The organism is Petrotoga mexicana DSM 14811 (genome assembly GCF_002895565.1).
Lineage (GTDB): Bacteria > Thermotogota > Thermotogae > Petrotogales > Petrotogaceae > Petrotoga > Petrotoga mexicana.
Genome location: NZ_AZRN01000021.1, coordinates 41,114 through 62,254, shown reverse-complemented (window position 1 = coordinate 62,254; position 21,141 = coordinate 41,114). Strand labels below are relative to the sequence as shown.

17 protein-coding genes are annotated in these 21,141 nt (G+C 33.3%); 2 read left to right on the top strand and 15 right to left on the bottom strand.

All coding sequences use genetic code 11. The features are described from left to right. Positions 1–161 precede the first annotated feature (161 nt). Together X927_RS10180 and X927_RS05475 are read left to right on the top strand one after the other, a co-directional pair. Positions 162–332: a hypothetical protein gene (locus X927_RS10180; protein WP_158584850.1), complete on the top strand. Its 171-nt coding sequence runs from the start codon at positions 162–164 to the stop codon at positions 330–332. A gap of 333 nt (positions 333–665) precedes the next feature. Beyond that, entirely contained in the window at positions 666–2,255 is a 1,590-nt protein-coding gene (locus X927_RS05475; protein WP_169925152.1) for an Rqc2 family fibronectin-binding protein, read from the top strand. On the opposite strand, the gene X927_RS05470 is transcribed toward X927_RS05475, so the two are convergent. The 15 genes from X927_RS05470 to uxaC form a co-directional block, all read right to left on the bottom strand. Then, positions 2,252–2,977, bottom strand: a complete 726-nt coding sequence (locus tag X927_RS05470; protein WP_281255688.1) for an IclR family transcriptional regulator — start codon at positions 2,975–2,977, stop codon at positions 2,252–2,254. The genes X927_RS05475 and X927_RS05470 overlap by 4 nt on opposite strands. 136 nt (positions 2,978–3,113) lie before the next feature. Beyond that, positions 3,114–4,139: a sugar kinase gene (locus X927_RS05465; protein ID WP_103077090.1), complete on the bottom strand. Its 1,026-nt coding sequence runs from the start codon at positions 4,137–4,139 to the stop codon at positions 3,114–3,116. Positions 4,140–4,179: 40 nt separating this feature from the next. Further along, positions 4,180–4,818: a bifunctional 2-keto-4-hydroxyglutarate aldolase/2-keto-3-deoxy-6-phosphogluconate aldolase gene (locus X927_RS05460; protein ID WP_103077089.1), complete on the bottom strand. Its 639-nt coding sequence runs from the start codon at positions 4,816–4,818 to the stop codon at positions 4,180–4,182. 176 nt (positions 4,819–4,994) lie between these two features. Beyond that, the gene (locus X927_RS05455) at positions 4,995–6,800 is read right to left on the bottom strand and encodes an FAD-binding protein (RefSeq protein WP_103077088.1); all 1,806 of its coding nucleotides are present in this window, start codon (positions 6,798–6,800) and stop codon (positions 4,995–4,997) included. Positions 6,801–6,804: 4 nt separating this feature from the next. Continuing rightward, a complete protein-coding gene (locus tag X927_RS05450; RefSeq protein ID WP_425440366.1) occupies positions 6,805–8,121 on the bottom strand; it encodes an oxidoreductase in 1,317 nt (438 codons plus the stop codon). Between the two features lie 23 nt (positions 8,122–8,144). Next, positions 8,145–8,942: a carbohydrate ABC transporter permease gene (locus X927_RS05445; RefSeq protein ID WP_103077087.1), complete on the bottom strand. Its 798-nt coding sequence runs from the start codon at positions 8,940–8,942 to the stop codon at positions 8,145–8,147. Further along, entirely contained in the window at positions 8,939–9,817 is an 879-nt protein-coding gene (locus X927_RS05440) for a carbohydrate ABC transporter permease (RefSeq protein ID WP_211287823.1), read from the bottom strand. The genes X927_RS05445 and X927_RS05440 overlap by 4 nt, the downstream gene beginning before the upstream one ends. A gap of 117 nt (positions 9,818–9,934) precedes the next feature. Next, the gene (locus X927_RS05435; RefSeq protein ID WP_169925151.1) at positions 9,935–11,191 is read right to left on the bottom strand and encodes an ABC transporter substrate-binding protein; all 1,257 of its coding nucleotides are present in this window, start codon (positions 11,189–11,191) and stop codon (positions 9,935–9,937) included. 400 nt (positions 11,192–11,591) lie between these two features. After that, on the bottom strand, positions 11,592–12,905 hold the full coding sequence (locus tag X927_RS05430; protein WP_103077085.1) for a pectate lyase family protein: 1,314 nt from the start codon (positions 12,903–12,905) through the stop codon (positions 11,592–11,594). A gap of 254 nt (positions 12,906–13,159) precedes the next feature. Then, the gene (locus X927_RS05425; protein ID WP_103077084.1) at positions 13,160–14,155 is read right to left on the bottom strand and encodes a Gfo/Idh/MocA family protein; all 996 of its coding nucleotides are present in this window, start codon (positions 14,153–14,155) and stop codon (positions 13,160–13,162) included. A 12-nt stretch (positions 14,156–14,167) separates the two neighbouring features. Then, complete coding sequence (locus X927_RS05420; RefSeq protein ID WP_103077083.1) at positions 14,168–15,400, bottom strand: Gfo/Idh/MocA family protein; 1,233 nt, start codon at positions 15,398–15,400, stop codon at positions 14,168–14,170. 282 nt (positions 15,401–15,682) lie between these two features. Beyond that, on the bottom strand, positions 15,683–17,023 hold the full coding sequence (locus tag X927_RS05415) for a glycoside hydrolase family 28 protein (RefSeq protein WP_103077082.1): 1,341 nt from the start codon (positions 17,021–17,023) through the stop codon (positions 15,683–15,685). A gap of 299 nt (positions 17,024–17,322) precedes the next feature. Next, positions 17,323–18,495, bottom strand: a complete 1,173-nt coding sequence (locus tag X927_RS05410) for a tagaturonate epimerase family protein (protein WP_103077081.1) — start codon at positions 18,493–18,495, stop codon at positions 17,323–17,325. Positions 18,496–18,509: 14 nt separating this feature from the next. Beyond that, a complete protein-coding gene (locus X927_RS05405; RefSeq protein WP_103077080.1) occupies positions 18,510–19,667 on the bottom strand; it encodes an ROK family transcriptional regulator in 1,158 nt (385 codons plus the stop codon). Positions 19,668–19,700: 33 nt separating this feature from the next. Next, positions 19,701–21,068: a glucuronate isomerase gene (gene uxaC, locus X927_RS05400; RefSeq protein WP_103077079.1), complete on the bottom strand. Its 1,368-nt coding sequence runs from the start codon at positions 21,066–21,068 to the stop codon at positions 19,701–19,703. Between the last annotated feature and the right edge of the window lie 73 nt (positions 21,069–21,141).

Here is a 21,141-nt window from a genome sequence, read left to right as displayed (position 1 = left end):
CTAAAATTATTCTAATGTTATTATATCGGTAACATATATATCTTATCATTTTACTAGGGTTTAAGCCGATAAATTTGTTCAACTTATATTTTTATCATTATGTTTCCTTTGAAATTATCGGCTAATTTTGTGTAAAGTTGAGTGTATAAGGAGGGGGTAGTATGTCTAAACCATGGTTGATAGTTGTTGGGATTTACCTTGTAATAATGGCTATTGCTGGTTTTAGTGTTGCAACCATGCCAAATTGGCATGCGTGGATAGACATTATCGTTGGTATTATTGCTTTGATAGTTGGTTTTATGGATAAAGGAAAGAAAGGTTCAGCAGCGTAGAATTTTAATTTCATAGATTTTTACAAAACACAAAAGAGGCTTAGATTGTTTTGCCTCTTTTGTGTTCTTAATGAATGGGGCTGTTCAGAGAGAAATAAAAACTCTTTTATCCTTATGGGTGGGCTGCGTTTGCTGCAGTATGCAAATTATGTTTTAAATGATTTTGACCTTGAATTTAGGGTTTTTAAGGGGCTTGCTCCTTTGCAGCCTTGTGCAAAAAGCTTTTTTAAAATAAAGTTTGATTTTGAACTTAGGGATCTTAAGGGGTTTACCCCTTAATGTTCGGGCGAAGGGGCGTTAGATCTATATTTTAAATAAACCGAGGTGTCTTGCTTGCCTTTTGATGGTTTGGTATTACATAAAGTATTGAAAGAAATAAAAGACAACATTGTGGGGGATAGAATTAAAAATATATATCAACCTATAAAAACCCAAGTGTTAATTCAGTTTTCTCAAAGTTTTGTACTTCTTTCATTAAAAAGCCCTTCATATGTGATCTTACTTTCTCAAAAACCAAACGTACCCATACAACCAGCAAACTTTGCTCAGTTTTTAAGAAAAAAAATAAGAAACGGAAGAGTGATAAATGTCGAACAGTTAGGTTTAGACAGGATAGGGTTCTTTGAAATTGAAAGCTACGATCAAGAAAACTCTACTATGCGAAAATATAAGCTATTTTTTGAATTAATGGGAAGAAATTCCAACGTAATACTCGTTAACGAAGATAATAAAGTAGAAGAATCTTTAAAAAGGGTTTATAAAGAATTTAGACCCATAATTCCAGGAGTTAAATACCTACCTTACTACGATGATTCTCAAATAAATATATTGGAAGTAAATATAGAAAACATTGAAAATATTGATTATGATAGACTCATGGGATTTTCTAAAAAATCAACAGGGTTTTTGAAAGAAATAGGTATCCAAAGAGCTGTAAAAGACCTCAAAAAGCCTTATCTTTTTTACTTCAAAGAGGGGAACACATATGATTTCTCCGCAATAACCCCGAATAATTTTAAATACGAGGGATTAAAACCATCAGAGGCATTGCTCAAAGTCTTTCAAGAAAGGGCTAATCAATCACGACTATTGGAAATAAAAAGGGATTTGGAAAAAAGGGTAAAAAGTGAAATTGACAGATTAGAAAAGACAAAAGAACAAATATTACAAGATTTAAATGAAGAAAAAAGTCTAATGGATTTAGAAAAAAAGGGAGAACTTCTTCAAACGTATCTCTACAAAATAAAAAAAGGTGAAAGATACTTTACAGTAACCGATTGGAATACCGGTGAGGAGGTCACAATAGAGATAGACCCCCTTTTATCACCAACGCAAAACTTGGAAAAACTGTATAAAAATATAAAAAGAACAAAGTCAAGAGTCGAGCATGCTAAAAAAAGAATAAAAAAAGTGAATAACGAACTCGAATATTACAATCAGTTATTTGAAACAATCTCTTCCGCAGAAGAAATTGAAACCTTAATAGAGATAAAAGAAGAAATGAAAGATATAGGACTGATAAGTGAAAACAAAAAATCTAAAAGGGAAAGAAAAGTAAAAACAACTTTTCGGAAATTTAATTACAAAGGGTTTGAAATACTAGTTGGGAAAAATAACAAGCAGAACGATGAATTAACAAGATCAGCCGCACAAGCCGACATCTGGCTTCATACACATGAGATCCCAGGTTCTCATACAATAATAAAATCTTCTGGTAAAGAAATACCAGAAGAAGTAATAGATTACGCAGCAAAAATCGCTGCCACATTTTCTAAAGCAAAAATGTCTTCCAATGTAGCGGTTGATTACACTCAAAGAAAAAACGTATGGAAACCAAAAGGAGCAAAACCAGGAATGTGGTTGTATAAAAATTATGAAACCATTATCGTTGAACCTTTTAGAGAAATACCTGAAAAACCTTAACCTTTATACCCCAACAACTTTGAAATATTTTCGGCGCATTCTTTGACATAGCGGATGTATTCATCTACTTTTTCCTCTTCGGCTCGAGAGGTACTCATCGAAATACTTACACCCGCTATAACTTTTTTATCGTAATTAAAAATAGGTGCCCCTATACAAAAGATCCCGGTTTCGTTTTCTTCGTTATCTACTGCGTACCCTCTTTCTCTTATTTTCTTAAGTTCATTTTTCAATTCATTAGGATCAGTAATCGTGTTTTTACCCCTTTTTTTCAACTCCGCATTTTCCAGATATTCTTCTATTTCCTTTTCAGGTAAATGCGCCAAAATAGCTTTTCCAAATCCTGTTGCATAAAGGTTCATCTTCATTCCGATCCTTGACATCATTGGTAAAGAATTAGGGCCTTCTATCTTTTCTATATATATTCCTTCATAGCCTTCTTTAATAGCCAGATGCACTGTTTGACCTGTTTTCACCATTAAATCAACTAGGTGTGGATGTGCAATCTCTCTAAGATTTATTTTTTTTAAGATAATACTTCCATACTCCACAAGTTTAAAGCTCGGGAAATACGATTTATCGCTATTCTTTGACAACAAGCCTCCTTTGTGCAAGTCGTCTAAGTACTTATAAGCATTAGATATAGACATATCAAACTCTCTTGCAATTTCTGTTACATTAACTGGTTTTGGTGAATAGACTATATAATCTAATACCTCCAGAACTTTTCTGATAGTTTGAATAGATTTTCACCTTCCTATCTATAAAATACCAAATTTGATTATATCACAAATTTTAAGAATCGAAAGGACTTTGAAGCCCTTTCGATTTTGTAGTTTTATTTGATAGCATTTTCGTCTATCTTTGAACCCTGCCTGTGGAATCTCCTTTTGTTAGAGTTTTCACTTCTTCTACTGTAACGTGGTTAAAATCTCCGATTATAGAATGCTTCAAACATGAGGCAGCTGTAGCAAATTCTATTGCCTCTTGAGGAGCGTAATTGTTTATTAATGCATATATCAACCCTCCAGCAAAGGAATCTCCTCCCCCTACTCTATCAACTATGTGAATTTGATATTTTTTGGAGCAATAAAATTTGCTGCCATCATAATATAGGCCTGACCAACCATTATCAAAAGCAGAAAAGCTTTCTCTTAACGTTATAGCGACTCCTTTCAAATCAAACCTATCAAAAATTTGCTTGGCCACATCTTTATAATCGTCTAATTTTAGATTGCCTTTGGCCACATCAGAATCTTTAGCTTTTATATTGAATACCTTTTCTGCATCTTCCTCGTTCGCTATGACTATATCGACATATTTCATAAGTTCTGACATCACTTCGTTTGCTTTTTGTGGTGACCACAGTTTTTTCCTATAATTCAAATCACAACTAACAATAATTCCTTTATTTTTTGCTGTTTCCACCGCATCAAGGCATGCCTGTGCCGCATTCTCGCTCAATGCAGGTGTTATCCCTGTAAAATGAAACCACTTTGCCTCATCTAAAAACTTTTCCCATTTGTATTCTGTAGGTTGAGATTCTGCAAAAGATGAATATTTTCTATCATAAATGACTAAAGAAGGTCTTTGAGATGCTCCAAATTCGTGAAAATAAATACCTAATCTTTCTCCACCTCGAACTATATAATCAGTTTTTACCCCATATCGCCGAAGATGATTTATTGCCGATTGCCCTATCGGGTTGCCTGGAACTTTTGTCACAAAATAAGCATTTTCTCCATAATTGGCAAGAGAAGCGGCAACGTTGGCCTCACCGCCACCGTAAGTTACTTCAAAAGAATCTGTTTGAACAAATCTGAAATAATTTGGGGGAGAAAGTCTCATCATAATTTCACCAAAAGTAACAATTTTGCTAGCCATTACAATATCTCCTTTCAAATATTTATTGTATTCTTGAAAATTATCTTGCCATTGCTATGGCTTCAACAAATTTTTTTGCTGTTTCTTGGACAAGCGCATAGTCTCCCGACTTTGCACCTTTTGTTAATTCTCCTCCAACGCCAACTGCAACACAGCCAGCCTTTATCCAATCTCCTACATTTTCGAGACTCACACCGCCTGTAGGAACTATCGGTGCTTGAGGAAGAGGTCCTTTAATCGCCTTAACTATTGAAGGGCCAAAAGCACTACCTGGAAACAATTTAACAAAATCGGCACCTACTTCCATAGTTTCTACAACTTCTTTTATTGACATAGCTCCAGCCATAGAAACTTTTTGATATCTATTGCACATTTTTACCATCTCTTTGTTTAGATATGGACTTACAAAAAATTCTGCTCCAGCTAACATAGCAATTCTCGTTGTTTCAGGATCAAGAACAGTTCCTGCACCTATAAGAATTTCTCCTTTTGAATATACCTTTTTCAGTTCTTTGATAACATCATTCGCTCCAGGAACAGTCATCGTGATCTCAATGGCCTCGATACCACCTTTTCTAACAGCGTCGGCAATTTTCAAGGCTTCTTCAGGAGAATCAGCTCTTACTACAGCAATTATTCCAACATTTATAATTCGTTCCATCACTTTTAATTTATCCATGGAATCCTCCTCATTCGTGGTATTTTAGTGACTTTAGAAACTCTAAAACCTGTATTGTTAACTAACTTTTAATGCCTTCAACATTATACTTTACCTCTTGGAGTACTTTTATACCTATTAGAAATTCTTCCTAATCATTTTAGATTATTTAATTATTTGTTAATAGTTCGTTTTATCTAACGACACTTTCTAATAGAACAACTAATATTGTCATTTTCCAATTTTACGACGATATAGCGGTATGCCCAATTTTCATCATCTCTTGGATAAAGTTCTAAAGTTTCTGGATTTTTAAAAAGCAAATGTGGGCCTCTACTCTCTTTCCTTTCACACATAGATTTCAACAAAACTCGAGAAAGCAAACGAATATTGCATGTTTCCAAATAATCTTTTAGGTTTTTACTTGAGTTGAGTATTTCTTTGTTAGAGATATTAGATATAACATCAAAAGTTTCTAATAATTTTTTCTCTGATCTGATAACAGAAGCATTTTCACTCATAAGTGTCCTAATTTCTTCTCTTATAATGTTTTTCTTACCAGTTTCATCAGAGAATTTTGCATTTTCTATTTGGAGATTTTTCATTTCTTCATCGCTTAATTCTGAAATATTAACTTGAGAAGAATAAAGGGCTGCATTTTGTCCTGCTATCTTTCCAAAAACCTGTGTGTCAAGTAATGAATTTCCACCGGGCCTATTTGCACCATGTTGACCACCAGCAGCTTCTCCGCAAGCATAAAGCCCCTTTATATTGGTCTCAGCTCTTTCATTTATCTTTATGCCTCCTTGGAAATGTTGGATTGCAGGAAATATTTCTATTTTCTTTTCGGTATCGATGTCGAGCCCCTTTGTTTTTAGTAATTCACATACTTCTTTATTTATACTTTTTAATCTCTTTAAAGGATTAGAATAAAATTTTTGATCAAATAAATTCACGTTAATTTCTTGTTTGTACCAATTTATAATTTCTTCAGGAATTGAACCTTTTGAGAAAAATTCTGGATTGAAAGTATAATCCAAGAAAATCTTTCGACCGTCCAAAATTTCCTTTGCTACGGCTACATCGATTATATGAGATTCTTCGTCGTATGATAATGGCCAACTCCATCCTTTGGAGAAAAGAATAGATATTAATTTTTTTGGATCGTATTTATTTTTATAATATTTAAGTATTACATCTTCTCCCAAATTGTTAGTTATCTTAGGTAAAGATCTCATGAAACTGCCTGAACAAGCAATTTTAGTTTTTTTTGATGACAAACCTATTTGAATAAATTCCATATTTACAAGTTCTGCCCCACATCGTAGAGCGGCAGCATGACAATCCCCCGTTGCTTCTTTAGGGTATAAACTTTCAGAATAAACTTGTCCTGGACCTCCACAAGCTAATATTATAGAAGGGGTTTCAAAGAAAAAATATTCGTTAGTAATCGTATTGATTCCCCAAGCGCCTTTAACTTTATTTTCTTCATCTAACAAAATATCTTGAAACATAACATTTTCTATAACTTCGATTTTTTGTTTATCAGCTTCTTTTGAAAGAATCTGAGCTATTTGAACAGCGGTATCAGGTCCAGTAAAACATGCTCTGGCGTATTGAGATCCATCGGTTCTAAATTGTTTAACCTTTCCATTCTCCTTCACAAAAGGAACGCCGAGTTTATCCAGGTACTCAAAGGCATCTTTTGAGTTTTTTGCTAAAACTTCAGCTAAAATTTTGTCGGATACCATTCCACCAATTTTAAAAATATCATCAGCATGATATTTCCATGAATCTTCAGTTCCAGGCTCAGTAGTATCCAAGGTAGCATGGAAAGCCATGCGATCAGAGTAAGAAGTGGCTGTGATACTATCTTTTAACCTTTCACCTTTTGTTATAACTTTTACATTCAAATCTTTATTTGTTTCTTTTACACTCAAAGCGGCTCTTAATCCAGCTCCTCCAGCTCCAACCACTATAACATCTGCTTTTATTTTTTTCACTAAATCACCTCTTTGATTTACTTTTTCTCAGGATTTTCATGTATGGCTTTAAATAAACATCTTTATCTCTTATTACACAACCAGTTATTTCTTGATGAGCTTTTAATTCAGCGCATCTATTGCACGTTATACAGGATTTATTTTCTTCCATCTTTTTATTTTCAATTATATCTTTTGCGAAATCTGGGTAAGCAAAAGCCATTCTTCCTAATCCAACTATTTTACAGTACCCTTTTTCAACCATTCCTGCGGCGACAAAAGGTACAAAATGTCTAAACCAGCTTAATCCTGTACCAACCACAATAATATCTCTAAATTTTTCTTGCACATTTTTTGAGAATTTTATCAATCTTTCTACTCCAATTAATGGATGTTCAGGTGGCGTATATTTTTTTTCTTCACCATCCGCTGGTCTATTAATATGTGGATTTATATATGGGCTTCCAGCGGTTACGTTTATTAGTTTTACCCCTTTTTCTCTTAATTCTTCAATTAATTTCAGGGGTTCAGATAGATCTACTTCACCTTTTTTATTTGTTCCCCAACTTATGGGGTAATGCAAAAAATCAGAAATATTTAATCTTACAGCTATATCTATTCCTACTTCTTTATTTATTGAATCTACTACTTCTTTAATGAATCGGGTTCTATTTTCATATTTACCCCCGAATATACCTTTTCGGGTACGGGCTCCAAGAATTTCAGATAGTAAGTATTTGTGACAGCTTTTTATATCTATGGCATCAAATCCCGCTTTCTTAGCTAGTTTTGAGGCTTCTACATAAAAATTTTCCAGCTCCTTTAGTTCATCATCAGTTATGACAGGGGTATTATAATTTACATTGGAGAGTTCATCTAATTTTTCGTCGTGAATTGCAATAATTTTATTTTCCCCGAAACGTCCGGAATGAGCCAGTTGTAGGACTAAGTAAGGGACCTGATTTCCACTTTTCAAAGATTCTTCTTTTATTTTTTTTACTAAACCAACAAATTCATTGACTGTTTCATGATTTAGAAACAATTGTTTGTCGTTTGCTCTTGCTTCTTTACTCACTGCTGTTGCTTCAAGCCATATTAAACCAGCTTTACCTCTTGCATATCTAAGATATCTTCTTTCTGTTAACTTACTCGGAGCTCCATTTAATTCAGAGTCACATCCCTCCAAAGGATGTATTGCTAATTTATTAGGTATCACTTTTCCATTTAATTCTAAATTTTCCTTAAGTATTTCTAGGTTATCAGAAAAAGGGATATCTAAATTCCTTTCCCTTATGACTTCTTTTAATTCGTCTATATTAGAGTATGTATTTATCAATTTCACAAAACCCCCTCAAGGTACATTTTTTAGTACTTCAAACCACCAGCTGATAAACCTTTCATAAATAAATTTTGGAACAATAAGAAGATTATTAATGTTGGAATTATAGCAAGAACCGAAAATGCTAAAATTTCATTCCAGGGAATTCCATATTGACCTTGTAAAGCTGATAAAGCTAATTGTACAGTAAATTTATCACCAGAATTAATTACTATCAAAGGAAGAACGAAATCATTCCATCTCCATGTAAAAGAAAAGATCGAAATTGCTGCCATTAATGGTCTTGACATGGGTAGAACAATTTTAAAAAATATCTGCCATTCATTTGCACCATCAACTTGAGCACTTTCAAGAAATTCATTAGGTAGATCTCTCATGTATTGATAAGCAGTAAAAGATGCCGTTGGGGTAAAAACTGCAGGAATAATTAAACCCCATAAAGAGTCGATCAATCCAAGTTGTTGTATAACCACAAATAAAGGGACCATTATCACTTGGGCAGTGATAAAAAGGGTTATTGTAACTATTTCCCGAAAGAAATTTTTATATTTAAACGTTCCTTTAGCTAAACCATATCCTAAAGAAACAGAAATAAAAACAGTAATAACTGTAGATACAATAGCTACAAATAGAGTATTAGCTACATATCTTGGGAACTGGCTTTCATTGATCACATTTTTATACCCTTCAAGGGAAATTTCTTGAGGAAAAATAGTTGGAGGATACCTGTATATTTCGTTCATACTTTTTAAAGAAGATGAAACAGTCCAAAATACTGGTATCATGAATAAAATTGCTAGAATGATTACTATTGCTTTTCTCATATTTTACCCCCCTCTAAATCTCTTTCTTGAACTTTTCTAACAACATAGGCAATAACCAAGCTAATTAAAAGAATAACTATTGATCCAGCAGAAGCATAACCTATTCTAAAGTCTGTAAAAGCTTTTTGGTATATATATAAAGGAGCAACAGTAGTTGCATAGCCTGGACCACCCGTCGTCATAATATAAACAATAGTAAAATTCCTAAAACAATTAGCAATCGTTAGAGTTATAACTGAAATATGAGTGTTTCTTAATAGAGGCATGGTAATAAACCAAAATTTTTGGAAGTTTGAAGCTCCGTCAATTGATGCGGCTTCATAAAATTCTTCCGGGAGTGCTTGTAAGCCCACTATGTATAACATCATCATGAATCCGCTAAGTACCCAAGTTTGTACGATTACTACACTAAACAAAGCTAAAGTTGGATTATCTAACCAATTAATTGGATTGAATCCTAGTTGTTTTAAAATATGATTAACTAAACCGAAATCTTTACTGAGGAGCCATTTCCACATAGTCCCTCCTGCTACCATAGGGATCATATAAGGCCAGTAAAAGAAAACTCTCATAATTTTCGAAAAACTATTTTCTTCTTGAAGTAAAAGTCCTAAAATTAGTGAAGTTATAAAAACTATAGGAAGAGTAAAAAAAGTATACTTCAAAGTCACAACAATTGAATTCCAAAACCACTTGTCTTCCATTAAGTCTTTGAAATTTTCTAATCCTACAAAGGATGGAGAGTTTAAAAGATCCCACGAGAAAAAGGCTAAAATTATCATTAAAATGATTGGTAATAAGTAAAATAAAAAATGAAAAACAAAAGAGGGAATAATAAAGACAAACCTATTTTTTACTATATCTATTTTTTTCACAAAATCACCTCACTGACAAACTCATCAAAGTTAAATACATATTAATGTTTTAAAAAAGCAGGCCTGTTAAAAAACAGGCCCTACTAAATAGCCGGAAGATTAAAATAAAGTTAATATTCACTGTACTTTTACTCTTTCAGCTTCAGTTTTCCAATGTTCAATCATTTCTTCCGCAGTCATTTGACCAGTGATGCCTAAAGAAATATCTTTTCTAATTGTATCGGTTAATCTGCTCCATACAGCATTCGCCCTAACTTCTGTGGTCCATGCAGGTGCTCTTTCCGCAAGAACTAGATGTACTTCTGCCCATTCTTGTAAAAGTGGTTCACCATAATCAATTATATGACCTTTATAAGCACTTAAATCTCTACTTCTTTTAAGGTATTCTGTGTACCCTTCATCTTTATTTGCCATCCACATTACAAATTCAGTTGCCGCCTTTTCCTTTTCGACATCACCTGTTTTTGGAGTTGCCAAGAATCCGCCACCAGAAACTCCAAACCAATCTCCGATAAGTGGAAGATACGCTGGGGATACTTCATTTTGTTTTCCAGCATTAAAGGACTCCCTTGCCATCCAACTACCTGCCCAATCAGCTGCTGTTATTCCTCCAAAGAAATCATTAGTATGAGATTGTCCTGAAAGCCATTCTGCCGGGGGAACTAATCCTTCTTTGAATAAATTAACATACTCATCTATAGCTTTTTCTGCATGTTCGTATTGATCCATAACAAAGTTTCCCTCTTCATCAACTATCTTGATGTTCCACAAAGCAAGGTAACTAAAGAATTTGTCAGCAGAATATTCTATAGACATTGCATAAGGAATTTGGTTTACTTCTTTTACTTTTTTTAAAATTTCTTTGAATTCTTCCCAAGTCCAGGGTTCTTCTCTTCCATATGGTGGATATTCAATACCAGCTTTTTCAAACATACTCTTATTTACCCACAGTGAATATGTGGTAAAAGCCGTAGGTACTGCATGAACAACTTCACCTTCTCCAAGGTAAACTTTTACGACATCATACGTGGAGTCTTTGTATTCTTGAGGAGATAACCCTAAATTTTTCTCAATATCTGGTCCTAAGTCTCTTAAATATGGTGCCATTTGGGGTAAATAAGTTGCAGTAGTTTCTAAAAGGTCTGGTGGATTTCCACCCAAGAAAACGAGAGACATCTTTTGCATGTAATTGGCATATGGAAAAGCCACAACTTCTATTTCTACATCTGGATGTTCTTGTTGGTACACCTTAACAACCTCTCTGAAGACTCTTCCTTTGCTTTCATCAGTTACGTACATCGTGAGTTCTACAGCAGAAACATACTCAGCGAACAACAGAAACAACATTACTATTAACATTAATCCTTTTTTCATCATCCTTGACCTCCTTTTATTTATATACATAGTGTTTTTAGAAATTCTAAAAAACGTATTTGAACAATTTTTCAATAGCTTAGCTCCGATATTAAATACTCACCTCCTCTCAGTAAAATGTTATGTCATCTTTAGAAACTCCTAAACACACATTCAAGCCGCCTCTCACGTTCTGAACTTTATTTAAGATATTTTTTATTATTTTTTTCAAACAAGATCCCAATAATTCGTAAAAATGAATTCTTTTCGCCTTTGCTATAGATGGTTTAAACTTGCACGGCCAATTTCCAAAAAGCTTAGATCATCAAATTTATTCGTTTTTTCGTTTTTTAAACCTGTTGCGTTTTATCGTCCTTTCTTAAATCGTTTACCTCAACTATGTAGGTTTAGAAAAAAGCTTTTATAATTTTCCTGCTCCTGCTTCGTTCATAACGATTGCAGGAACAGACATTGTTGGATCAATTCTCCTAACTAATACGGGTTCCCAATTAACTGAACAGACTAATGTATCATCGACATTAACATCATTATGAGCTTTCAAGATATTTGTATAAAATGGTTCACTGGAAGGATACAAAACCACATTACCCTCCTCATATATATTGTTTCCTTTCCATCTTTTTATTATGTTTGACACGTTTACACTCCATGGTATATCGAAGTAATTATTTTGAGCATGTATTTGGGATTCAACTCCAACTCCCCAAGCATAGTCAAAATGGTACGGGGAATGAGGATTGATTTTGTAGTAATTGTTGTATACATGAACTTGGCCGAATCGTACCCTTGGTAATCGTTGTGTAACGTTTTCAAATAGATTATGATGAAGAGTGACTCTCAAATGTCCTCTATCTTGTGTACGGCTATCGCTAGAACCAATAAGCATAGTTTTATCGTGGTTATAGAAAATATTATAAGAAATTGTTATTAAATCAGCTTCATTTTTTATGTCTAACAATCCATCATGTTGTTGAAATAGTCTTCCAAAATATACAGGTAATTCAATGTCTAAATATTCACCATCACTGAATGTACAATGATCCACCCACACATTTTTAGAATTTTCTATTGTTAAGCAATCATATTCTGAGTTCCATTCTCCAAATTCACCATCGGTGGGGTCCCATGCGGGAAAATAATCGATAGGGCTTTCAAACGTAATATTTCTAATAATTACATTATTAACTCCTTTAACTTGTAAAGCTGCTCCAACTATTTTAGCATTGTCCCCGACACCTATTATAGTAGTATTTGAACCAACGTAAATTATAATATCTTCTGCTTGATTTTTTTGAGATCTTGCTCTGGCTTCTTCTAATGGTCCAGTAACTTCCTTCTTCCCCCAATTTTCAGGTGAATATTCTTCTAGATATTTGTCAAAATCAAATTTGGGATCCTTATATTTTTCGTAAGGTTCGCTGACTTGGATTGTACCTTCGATAAAGATTATCTTAGGGATATCGTTGTATCGATTTTCTTTATTATTTCCTCCTAGAGCTTGTATTAATTCTTCTTTTGTCTTTACAAGATAAATGTTATCTTTTATCGCACTAGAACCTCCAGTTGTTCCGTTGCCAAAGGCTCCCCAACCATCATTTTCAGCAAGCACTTCTCTGCCTAGTTGCATGAGTTGTGTGTTGCCTTCAATAATAACTTCACCTGCAAAAGAAATTACTGACAAACACAGTAAAACTAGTAATAATACTTTTTTCATCATTCTCAACCTCCCTTTATTTCTAATTTAGCGTCTTTAAAAAATCCAAAGCGCTTATCAGCCCACACTTCTAAAAAAATAGATTTTTCGATTGCCTCACTTCTCATAATGAATTTTATTCAGTGTTAGAGACTAGTTTTTATTAATTTTTTGAAAAGCGAGACATTTTATCGTACCCTCTAACTCCTCATAAAACCACTTCCCATTTTCTAAAGTATCAACAAGAAGCTATAATATTTATTTTGATTTTCAAATCATAAAAATATAATTTTTTCTTCGTCGGCAGATTGAAGGGCTTTTAAACATATCCTTGTCACTTCAAAAGAATCTTCAGCGGTGACCATACACTTTCCTTTTTTCTCTATTTCGCTTAAAAAATCTAGAAATATGCTTTTTTCTTCTTCTAACGGTAGTTCACGAATCCCAGGCACTTCATTATCGATTAAATATACTTTATTATGCATTATTTCTATTATTCCTTTTGTGCCAACAACTCTTAATCTATCGTCATCATGTGTAGGAGCATTGTTAGGTCTGTAGTAATCTATTGATAATGAAGCAAAAATTTCATTTTCAAGTTCAAACTGGCATAATGCACTTGTCTCTAAATCCCCATAGTTATTATTATATTTTTTCGAATGAGCTGCATATACAGAAATAAAATTTACTCCTGTAACCCACCGGATCCAATCAATCCCGTGACTTCCAACCCATGGAATAGTGCCTCCATAAGTTTTTCTTTGTTTATAAAATGGCTCTCTTTGACCAAGTTTATAAGATTTTTGAGCATTGAGAAGTCTTATTTCTCCTACAACACCTTTTTTTAAATAATTATAAGCTGTTAAAAACCATGGTTTGTACCTTATACCGAACATAGCTGTGAAAGAACATTGACTTTTTAAGTAAGCTTCCTTTAATAAATCAAGATCTTCAAAGTTTGTGGCTACAGGTTTTTCTGTAAAAACATGAATCTTTCTGTTTAAAGCTTCAATTGAAACTTTAGCTAAATCGCCAAAAAAGCAGTTAATGATGGCTATATCTGGGTTAGTTTCATCGAACATTTTCTTGTAATCTTCATATATTTTTGGTTTATATCCTAAGTCTTCTATTTCTTTACGTAATTTGTCTATGTTTTCTCCATTGGAACCAGGAGCAATTCCAACAACATTTATGTTCAGATTATGATAAAGTCTTAAGGGTGTTACAACATAATGATAATGGCCACTTGAACCTACAAAGCATAACTTCATATTAAAGACCCCCTAAGCATCTTTTTTCAAAAATGGGTTGAAAGACTTATATTCTTTGACTTTTATTTCTTTTGTTGCACGAGCCCATGTGATTCCTATATCTGAAAAAAGGACTTTCTTTTCAAAGGCTTCATCTATTATTTCATCAATATTATTTAAAACAGTTTTATATTCATTTTCTTCTTCATATTCTTTTATGAAATTTTTTGGTATAGGAACAATTTTTTCAGCCGAGTCGTAGGCACCATTTACAGCTACTACAAATGGTCGTGAATTTTTTGGTGTGGAATATAATTCATCTATAACACCCAAATGCTTTTTAGCTACAATTCTAAAGACTTCTAAATGAGGGTCTATTCCTTCATTATCAAACTCTATTTTTTCCCCATTATTTAAAAGTATTGTTGTTTTTTCAGAAAAATCCCAATAGGCTTTCCCTTTTGTTCCTTCGATTACCATATAGGGATCTAATTTTTTATTTGAAGCATGAGTTACATAGAAATGTATCTTTGTACCATTAATTGCTTTAGCTTCTATACATGAAGTATCTTCTGTTTCAATGTAAGTGTGAGCTCTATATAATTCTGCCCTCACAGTTTCAAGATCGATTGATTCGTTCATACTAGGACCTATTAAGTAAAGCATATTGTTTAAGTAATGGGCTAAAGCGTTATTTATAGGTCCATCTAATATAATATGTCCGTTGTATATACTTTTACCGGCCCATTCATTTCTGGTATAATATGAACGATATCTTGGCCATATAGCTTTACAACTGATTTCTTTAATTTGCCCTAATTTTCCTTGCAAAATAATTTCTTTCAACTTTCTGATAGATCTCGAATGAATCATATGAAAACCTATCGAACAAAACTTTCCCGTTTCTTTCTCTGCTTCTATAATTTTATCTACTTCTTGAACGGTAGCAGCTGGAGGTTTCTCTAATAAAACATTATATCCGTATTTCATAGCTTTTATTGCCATTTCGCTATGAGTATGAATGGCAGTCGGTAGTGTGATTACATCTACAAAATCTCGAGCGTTTTTTAGAAGGTCATCATACGAGTAGAAAATCTCTACTCCTTCTTTTTTAAATTTTTTCTCAAGGTCAAAATTTTTCCTTCGATCTTCTACCACTATTCCTGCTAATTTGATTTCTCCCTCATTTTCTAATTGTTTTATAAACTTGATATGTTCTGCTGCAAAGTTTCTAATTCCTACTACTGCAAAATAAACTTTATTCATACACTTTTCTCCTTACTTAATATATTTTTACTATCTATAGAAATCCTATAAAACACTCATTTTTTAACCATTTTTTAATACTTTCTAGTATTTAAGAAAACCGACAACTTTACTGTTTATAATGAGATTAGTTCTTTTCACTGATTATTAAACCCTAGCTATTATTATTTATTCTAAAAAGAAAGTACTTTCTGTTTCATATCTCAAATTTGTTTTTCACTGCGTTATTCTTATTTAAAAGAGCTAGAAAGTTTTTTAAATTTTAAATGTAGAAATACTCCATTAATACCAATCAATAGTAGCGTTTATATACTGATCATTGAGCTTTACATTTTCAAAACAAATATTCTTAGCGTTCTCTAAAATAATTGGATTATCACTTTCTACATTCTTGATTATGATATTTTTCAGTACAACATCCTGCAGAGGGAACCCCTTTGGTGCATGTGACTCAAATACCGTTTCTACATTTTTTACAGTAATATTCTCAAATACAATATTCTTATAAATACTTGGATAGTATCCGCCTAATTCACCTGGATAGTTCATTTGAAACCAGAAAAGACGTTCAAATGTATCAATTTCCATATTGCGGACTCGAATGTTTTCAACCACACCTCCACGATCAAGATTAGACTTGAACCTGAATGCTGAAGTTCCATTTCTTAAAATATTATCAGTAAAGAATACATTACGAATACCACCAGACATTTCACTACCAAGTGCAACCCCATCTTCGCCGCCCATATCATTTTGATAAACTACAATATTTTTACTAGGTATTCCAACCTGTCGGCCATCATAATCACGCCCTGACTTAACAACTACTGAATCATCTCCTGTTTGGAACTTTGATTTTTCCACAATAACATATGAGCTTGATTCAATATCAATTCCATCGTTATTTGCGTTATGGGTATCTACATTAATCCCACTGACAAATGCATGATTAGTGTAATTTAAGTGATTAACCCAAAAGGGAGAATTCACTACTGTATAATCTTTTAGCAAAACACGTTCTGCATCATAAAATTGAATCATACATGGTCTAAGAAAATGACCTTCACCGAAAATACGTTCTTCTACAGGTACCCCTTCAGATCCCATTTGACGCAAAAACGCAACGTCTGAATTATGTTTATCTAAAAAACATAAAAATTCACTATCCTTATTTCCGTCTATTACACCTTTACCTGTAATTGCTACATCATGAACATTTCTTGCATAAATTAATGGAGAATAGTTATATAATCTAGTTCCTTCATATTTAGTAAGTACAACAGGTAAATAATCTTTTGCATATGGACTAAATAAAAGATGTGCACCTTCAGCTACATGCAACTCAATATTACTTTTTAAATGAATGGGACCTTTACAATACCACTCCCCTGCTGGTATAACTACACGTCCACCTCCATTATCACTTGCTGCATCAATTGCTTTTATAATAGCAGAGCGAGCATCAGCAACACCATCATTTGCTGCACGAAAATCTGTGATAACAAATTTTTTTTCAGAAATTTTTGGTCTTTGTACTGATTGAATAATTTCTGAAGCCCTATTCCAATCATCCTGTGTATCTACTGCATTTATGACTTTAGATGAAGATGAAACGCAAATCATAATAAAATCACCAAAAAACTTTTCATTTTTAATTTTTCCTCTGATTAAATTTAGAATATCTGTAAAAGTATCAGAACACTCATTTTAACTTTCTTCTAAAACCTTTAAGTATGTAAAAAAATCGATAACTTTGCATTCTATAATGAGAATATTTGTTTTCATAATAAGAAAGCGACTTTCTTATTTTTAAACCAAAAAAATTATAATAAAAGAATACCTAATTGTCAAATCCGATTATAAGCATTGAGGAGCAATTATTAGCAATTATTTAAGATTAGCTAATAAATGCTCCTGTTTTCTTATTTTTTCTGTTTATGAATTGTTTCTTCAATTTTAAGTTCTTTTACATGTTTTTCTATATGGTTTGCAACGTTTTCATGGTATTCATTTTGGTATTTTGTAAGGATCTCAAAGAACTTTTCTCTGAAATCGTATTGTGGGTTCAAAACGAACATATATGAAACATGCAGTGTTTGCCTTGCATCTGGATTTTTGAGGTACTCTGTTGGGGATAAATCTTTTGGAACAGAGAATGGGTTACAGGAAAGATGGTAATATTTATCCATCTCTTCTCTTTTATCAAGACATGTTTGCCAGATTTTTTTGAAGAATTCTGGATCTTTCTGAGCTACAACCTTAATAGCTTCAAGGAAGCTGGTTCCAGATGTTTTTAGGTGGTAATTTCCTTGAGTAACTTCACCTATTATAGGATAAATGGAGAATTTATCGCTACCAGAATGAATGGAAAGCCTATATCCAAAGTATTTGGCTATTTTCTCTTGTTTGATAAGAGACTTTTTAAACTCTTGTACATTTCCTATATAGTCAATACCTTTTTGAAACTCCCCAGGGAAGCGCGGGGCTAGTGTATCTATTTTTACTCCTTCATCGTTGATATATTTAGAGATCAAAAAGTGTGTTTTTTCATCTGTTGGAACATCTGTCTCGTCAACTGAAACTTCAAAAGATACTTCTTTTTTATTTACCTTTGGAAATTTGTTCCATACATCTATAACTCTTTCGATAACGCTGGCATAAATTGAAACAATTTCATTCAATTCGTTTTTATCTGAATATTCTATGGGCATATCGTTTACAAAAAAGCTTTTGTTATAAAATTGTTCAAATATTTGGTCTTTTATAGAAGAATCTTTATTCATATGCTCTGAGCAATCCAAAGTCAACATTGTAATTCCCGAATCTAAAGCATATTGAATCTCCTCGTCACTTTTCAAATGATCTCCATCAAATCCACTGTTTCCAACATAATTTTCTTCAATAAGCGCGTTTAGTACGTCTTTTCTTACATCAGTAAACGTTCTTCCTGTAAAATTTAACTCCCTAATACTTTGTTGTGCGAAAACAGGAAAGAAGTTGTATTTTTTTGCAACTTTTATATGGCCCGTGGTTGCAATCCCTATTCTATCTCCAAGACCCAGAGAAATCCCTTTCTTCGGTAAAATTGTAAACATTTAAATTTTCCTCCTCATGGTATTATTTCTTCCCTTACATATTTTTCGAAGGCATAAGTCGCAGCCCCGCAAGCTGTTATATATTCTCCTATCGAAGAAACTTCAATAGTTACATCTTTATTTGCGTAAAATATATGCTGGTTGTAACTTTGTTCAATGGAGTCTTTGAGAAATTCCCACCCATTTGACACTCCACCTGCTATATAGACCTTTTCTGGATTTAAAATATTGACTAAAGTAGCAATGCCAATTCCTAAATATTTTCCTGCTCTTTCAAACGCTTTTATCGCATTTTCATCACCTTTTTTGGCTAATTCATACACCAATTTTGATTCACAACTTCTTTCACACTCTAATTTTTTCCCGGATATTTCTTCGTAATTTCTAACAATCGCCTTACTGGAGCTTTCTGTTTCCAAACAACCATTTTTACCGCAGTTACACCTTCTTCCTTCGGGGTTAACCGTAACATGGCCTAACTCTCCCGCAGCGTTCTTATATCCCCTCAATATCTTTCCGTTACTTACTATCCCTACTCCTATACCTGGACCAATGTTGATTACACAAAAATCTTTCTCTTTGTGGGAATTGTTAGAAATTAAGTTCCGTGCCATCATTATTGTGTTATGATCCACGTAAGCTGGCAGATTGAACTCTTTTTTCATCACCTTTTTAACCTCAAAGTTCGATATATCAATATTGTGAGATCTTATAACCACACCACTTTCTGGGTCTATATAACCAGGAAAAGCCATCCCTATACCGATTATGTCGAATTTGTTTTTAACAATTTTTATATTTTCATAAATCTGCTTCAACAATTTGTCGTTTTTCTCTGAGGCGAATCTTTTGGAATATAAGATGTCGCCCTTCCCGCTTGAGACAATAACCCTTGAGTATGCAGAACCCACATCATATCCAATAAACAAGAAATTATCGTAGTTTATATCAAGTAGAATACCCTTTTTCCCAACGCGAGAAACATCCTCACTTCCAACTTCTTTCAAGACCTTTTTATGTATTAAAAGGTTCGTTATATAACTCACAGTCGAAGGCATGAGTCGTGTTTCTCTTGCAATTTTGGCCCTTGTCATAGGGCCATTAATCCTTAATGATTGAAAAATAAGTGCTGCATTATTTTCTTTTAAAGAAGACAAGGATGCTTTTTTCATCAAATTGGTACCTCCGAGTTTAATAATTTTTATCTAAATTTTTTCAAAAAACAACCTTTTTGGTCTAAAGTAACTAATATCTCTCACCAAATCAAATGCTTCCCTGATAGGTATTTGACCTTTTTCTACCATTTCACCAACCACGTTAGACAACTCTCTTCTGAACATCTCTGTCCTTGAACCGTAGGAGATTAGCTTTCTTGAATCTGTTACCCAACCCGCTAAGTCGCTAAGAAGGTCAATGGTGGATATATATTTTAAATACATCTCCATTCCAAAGGGGCTGTCGTTGAACCACCAAGGTGCTCCAAGGCTAACGTTTGGAAAGGCCCTTGCTATTGTGGCAACGGTTGGAAATAGCGATGGATCCAAACAGTACAAAACAACTTTCAATTTTTCATCAAATTGGTTTAAAAAGTATTTTAACCCATTTGCCAAGTCAACGTTGCTAGTTGAAATATCTCCTCCGGTGTCTGGCCCCAAAGTATTATATAACTTGTCTCTATAATCTCGCACCGCACCAATATGTAATTGCATAACCCAATTGCTTTCAGCATTCATCGTCCCAAATTCGTAAAACATAAAGGATTTGAAGTCTGAAATTTCTTGTTTCGTTAACTCTTTATTTGAAAGTGCTTTTACATATATTTCTTTTACTCTTTCTTTTTCAACTGGGTATGAAATCGGTTCAAATATACCATGATCACTCGAAACACCGCCAAATTCTTCAAATTTTTTGTGTGTTTTGTAAAGAGCATTTAAAAACCCATCAAAACGTTCAACATTTTCTTTTGTTATTTCTCCTAACTTTTCTACAAAATCCTTCCAATTTTCTTTTTCAATGTTCATAGCTTTGTCGGGTCTCCAAGTGGGAAGAATTTTTATTCCCCCAATATCTTTAGCTTTTTCATGGTATGAGAGATCCTCTGTTGGATCATTTGTTGTACACATTATTTCTACGTTCATTTCTTTTAATAATTGTTGAGGTTTCATACTTTCGCTTTTTAGTAATAGAGAGGTATCTTGCCATATCTTTTCAGCCGTATACTTTGAAATGGTATCTTCTATTTTAAACCTTCTTTTTAGATCGAGGTGTATCCATTCGTATGTAGGATTGCCAACGAACACAGGGAAAACTTCAGCCAAAGCCATCCACTTTTCCTTATTTGAAGCATTTCCAGTTATTTTTTCTTCGGGGACACCTCTTTTTCTCATTAATTCCCAAACATAATGATCGGTCGCTCCTTCAACTTGCCATATGTCATCCCAACCTTTGTCCTCAACGATCTCCTTCACATCCCCGTGATTGTGAGCATCTAAGATAGGGAGATCTTTAATTGAATTATACAAGATCTTCGAAGTGTTGTTTTGTAGTAAATAATTTTCATCCAAAAAAGACATTTTTTTGACCTCCTCTACTTCAATTCTTCATGTTTTTGAAAATCATGAAACATGCTTTAGGACCTTTTCTATT

Excerpts from the sequence above, each read along its gene's own strand:
- X927_RS10180 (WP_158584850.1), top strand. The coding sequence starts at position 162 with ATGTCTAAACCATGGTTGATAGTTGTTGGGATTTACCTTGTAATAATG.
- X927_RS05465 (WP_103077090.1), bottom strand. The coding sequence starts at position 4,139 with ATGGCTAGCAAAATTGTTACTTTTGGTGAAATTATGATGAGACTTTCT.
- X927_RS05460 (WP_103077089.1), bottom strand. The coding sequence starts at position 4,818 with ATGGATAAATTAAAAGTGATGGAACGAATTATAAATGTTGGAATAATT.
- X927_RS05445 (WP_103077087.1), bottom strand. The coding sequence starts at position 8,942 with ATGAGAAAAGCAATAGTAATCATTCTAGCAATTTTATTCATGATACCA.
- X927_RS05435 (WP_169925151.1), bottom strand. The coding sequence starts at position 11,191 with ATGAAAAAAGGATTAATGTTAATAGTAATGTTGTTTCTGTTGTTCGCT.
- X927_RS05430 (WP_103077085.1), bottom strand. The coding sequence starts at position 12,905 with ATGAAAAAAGTATTATTACTAGTTTTACTGTGTTTGTCAGTAATTTCT.
- X927_RS05425 (WP_103077084.1), bottom strand. The coding sequence starts at position 14,155 with ATGAAGTTATGCTTTGTAGGTTCAAGTGGCCATTATCATTATGTTGTA.
- X927_RS05420 (WP_103077083.1), bottom strand. The coding sequence starts at position 15,400 with ATGAATAAAGTTTATTTTGCAGTAGTAGGAATTAGAAACTTTGCAGCA.
- X927_RS05415 (WP_103077082.1), bottom strand. The coding sequence starts at position 17,023 with ATGATTTGCGTTTCATCTTCATCTAAAGTCATAAATGCAGTAGATACA.
- X927_RS05410 (WP_103077081.1), bottom strand. The coding sequence starts at position 18,495 with ATGTTTACAATTTTACCGAAGAAAGGGATTTCTCTGGGTCTTGGAGAT.
- X927_RS05405 (WP_103077080.1), bottom strand. The coding sequence starts at position 19,667 with ATGAAAAAAGCATCCTTGTCTTCTTTAAAAGAAAATAATGCAGCACTT.
- uxaC (WP_103077079.1), bottom strand. The coding sequence starts at position 21,068 with ATGTCTTTTTTGGATGAAAATTATTTACTACAAAACAACACTTCGAAG.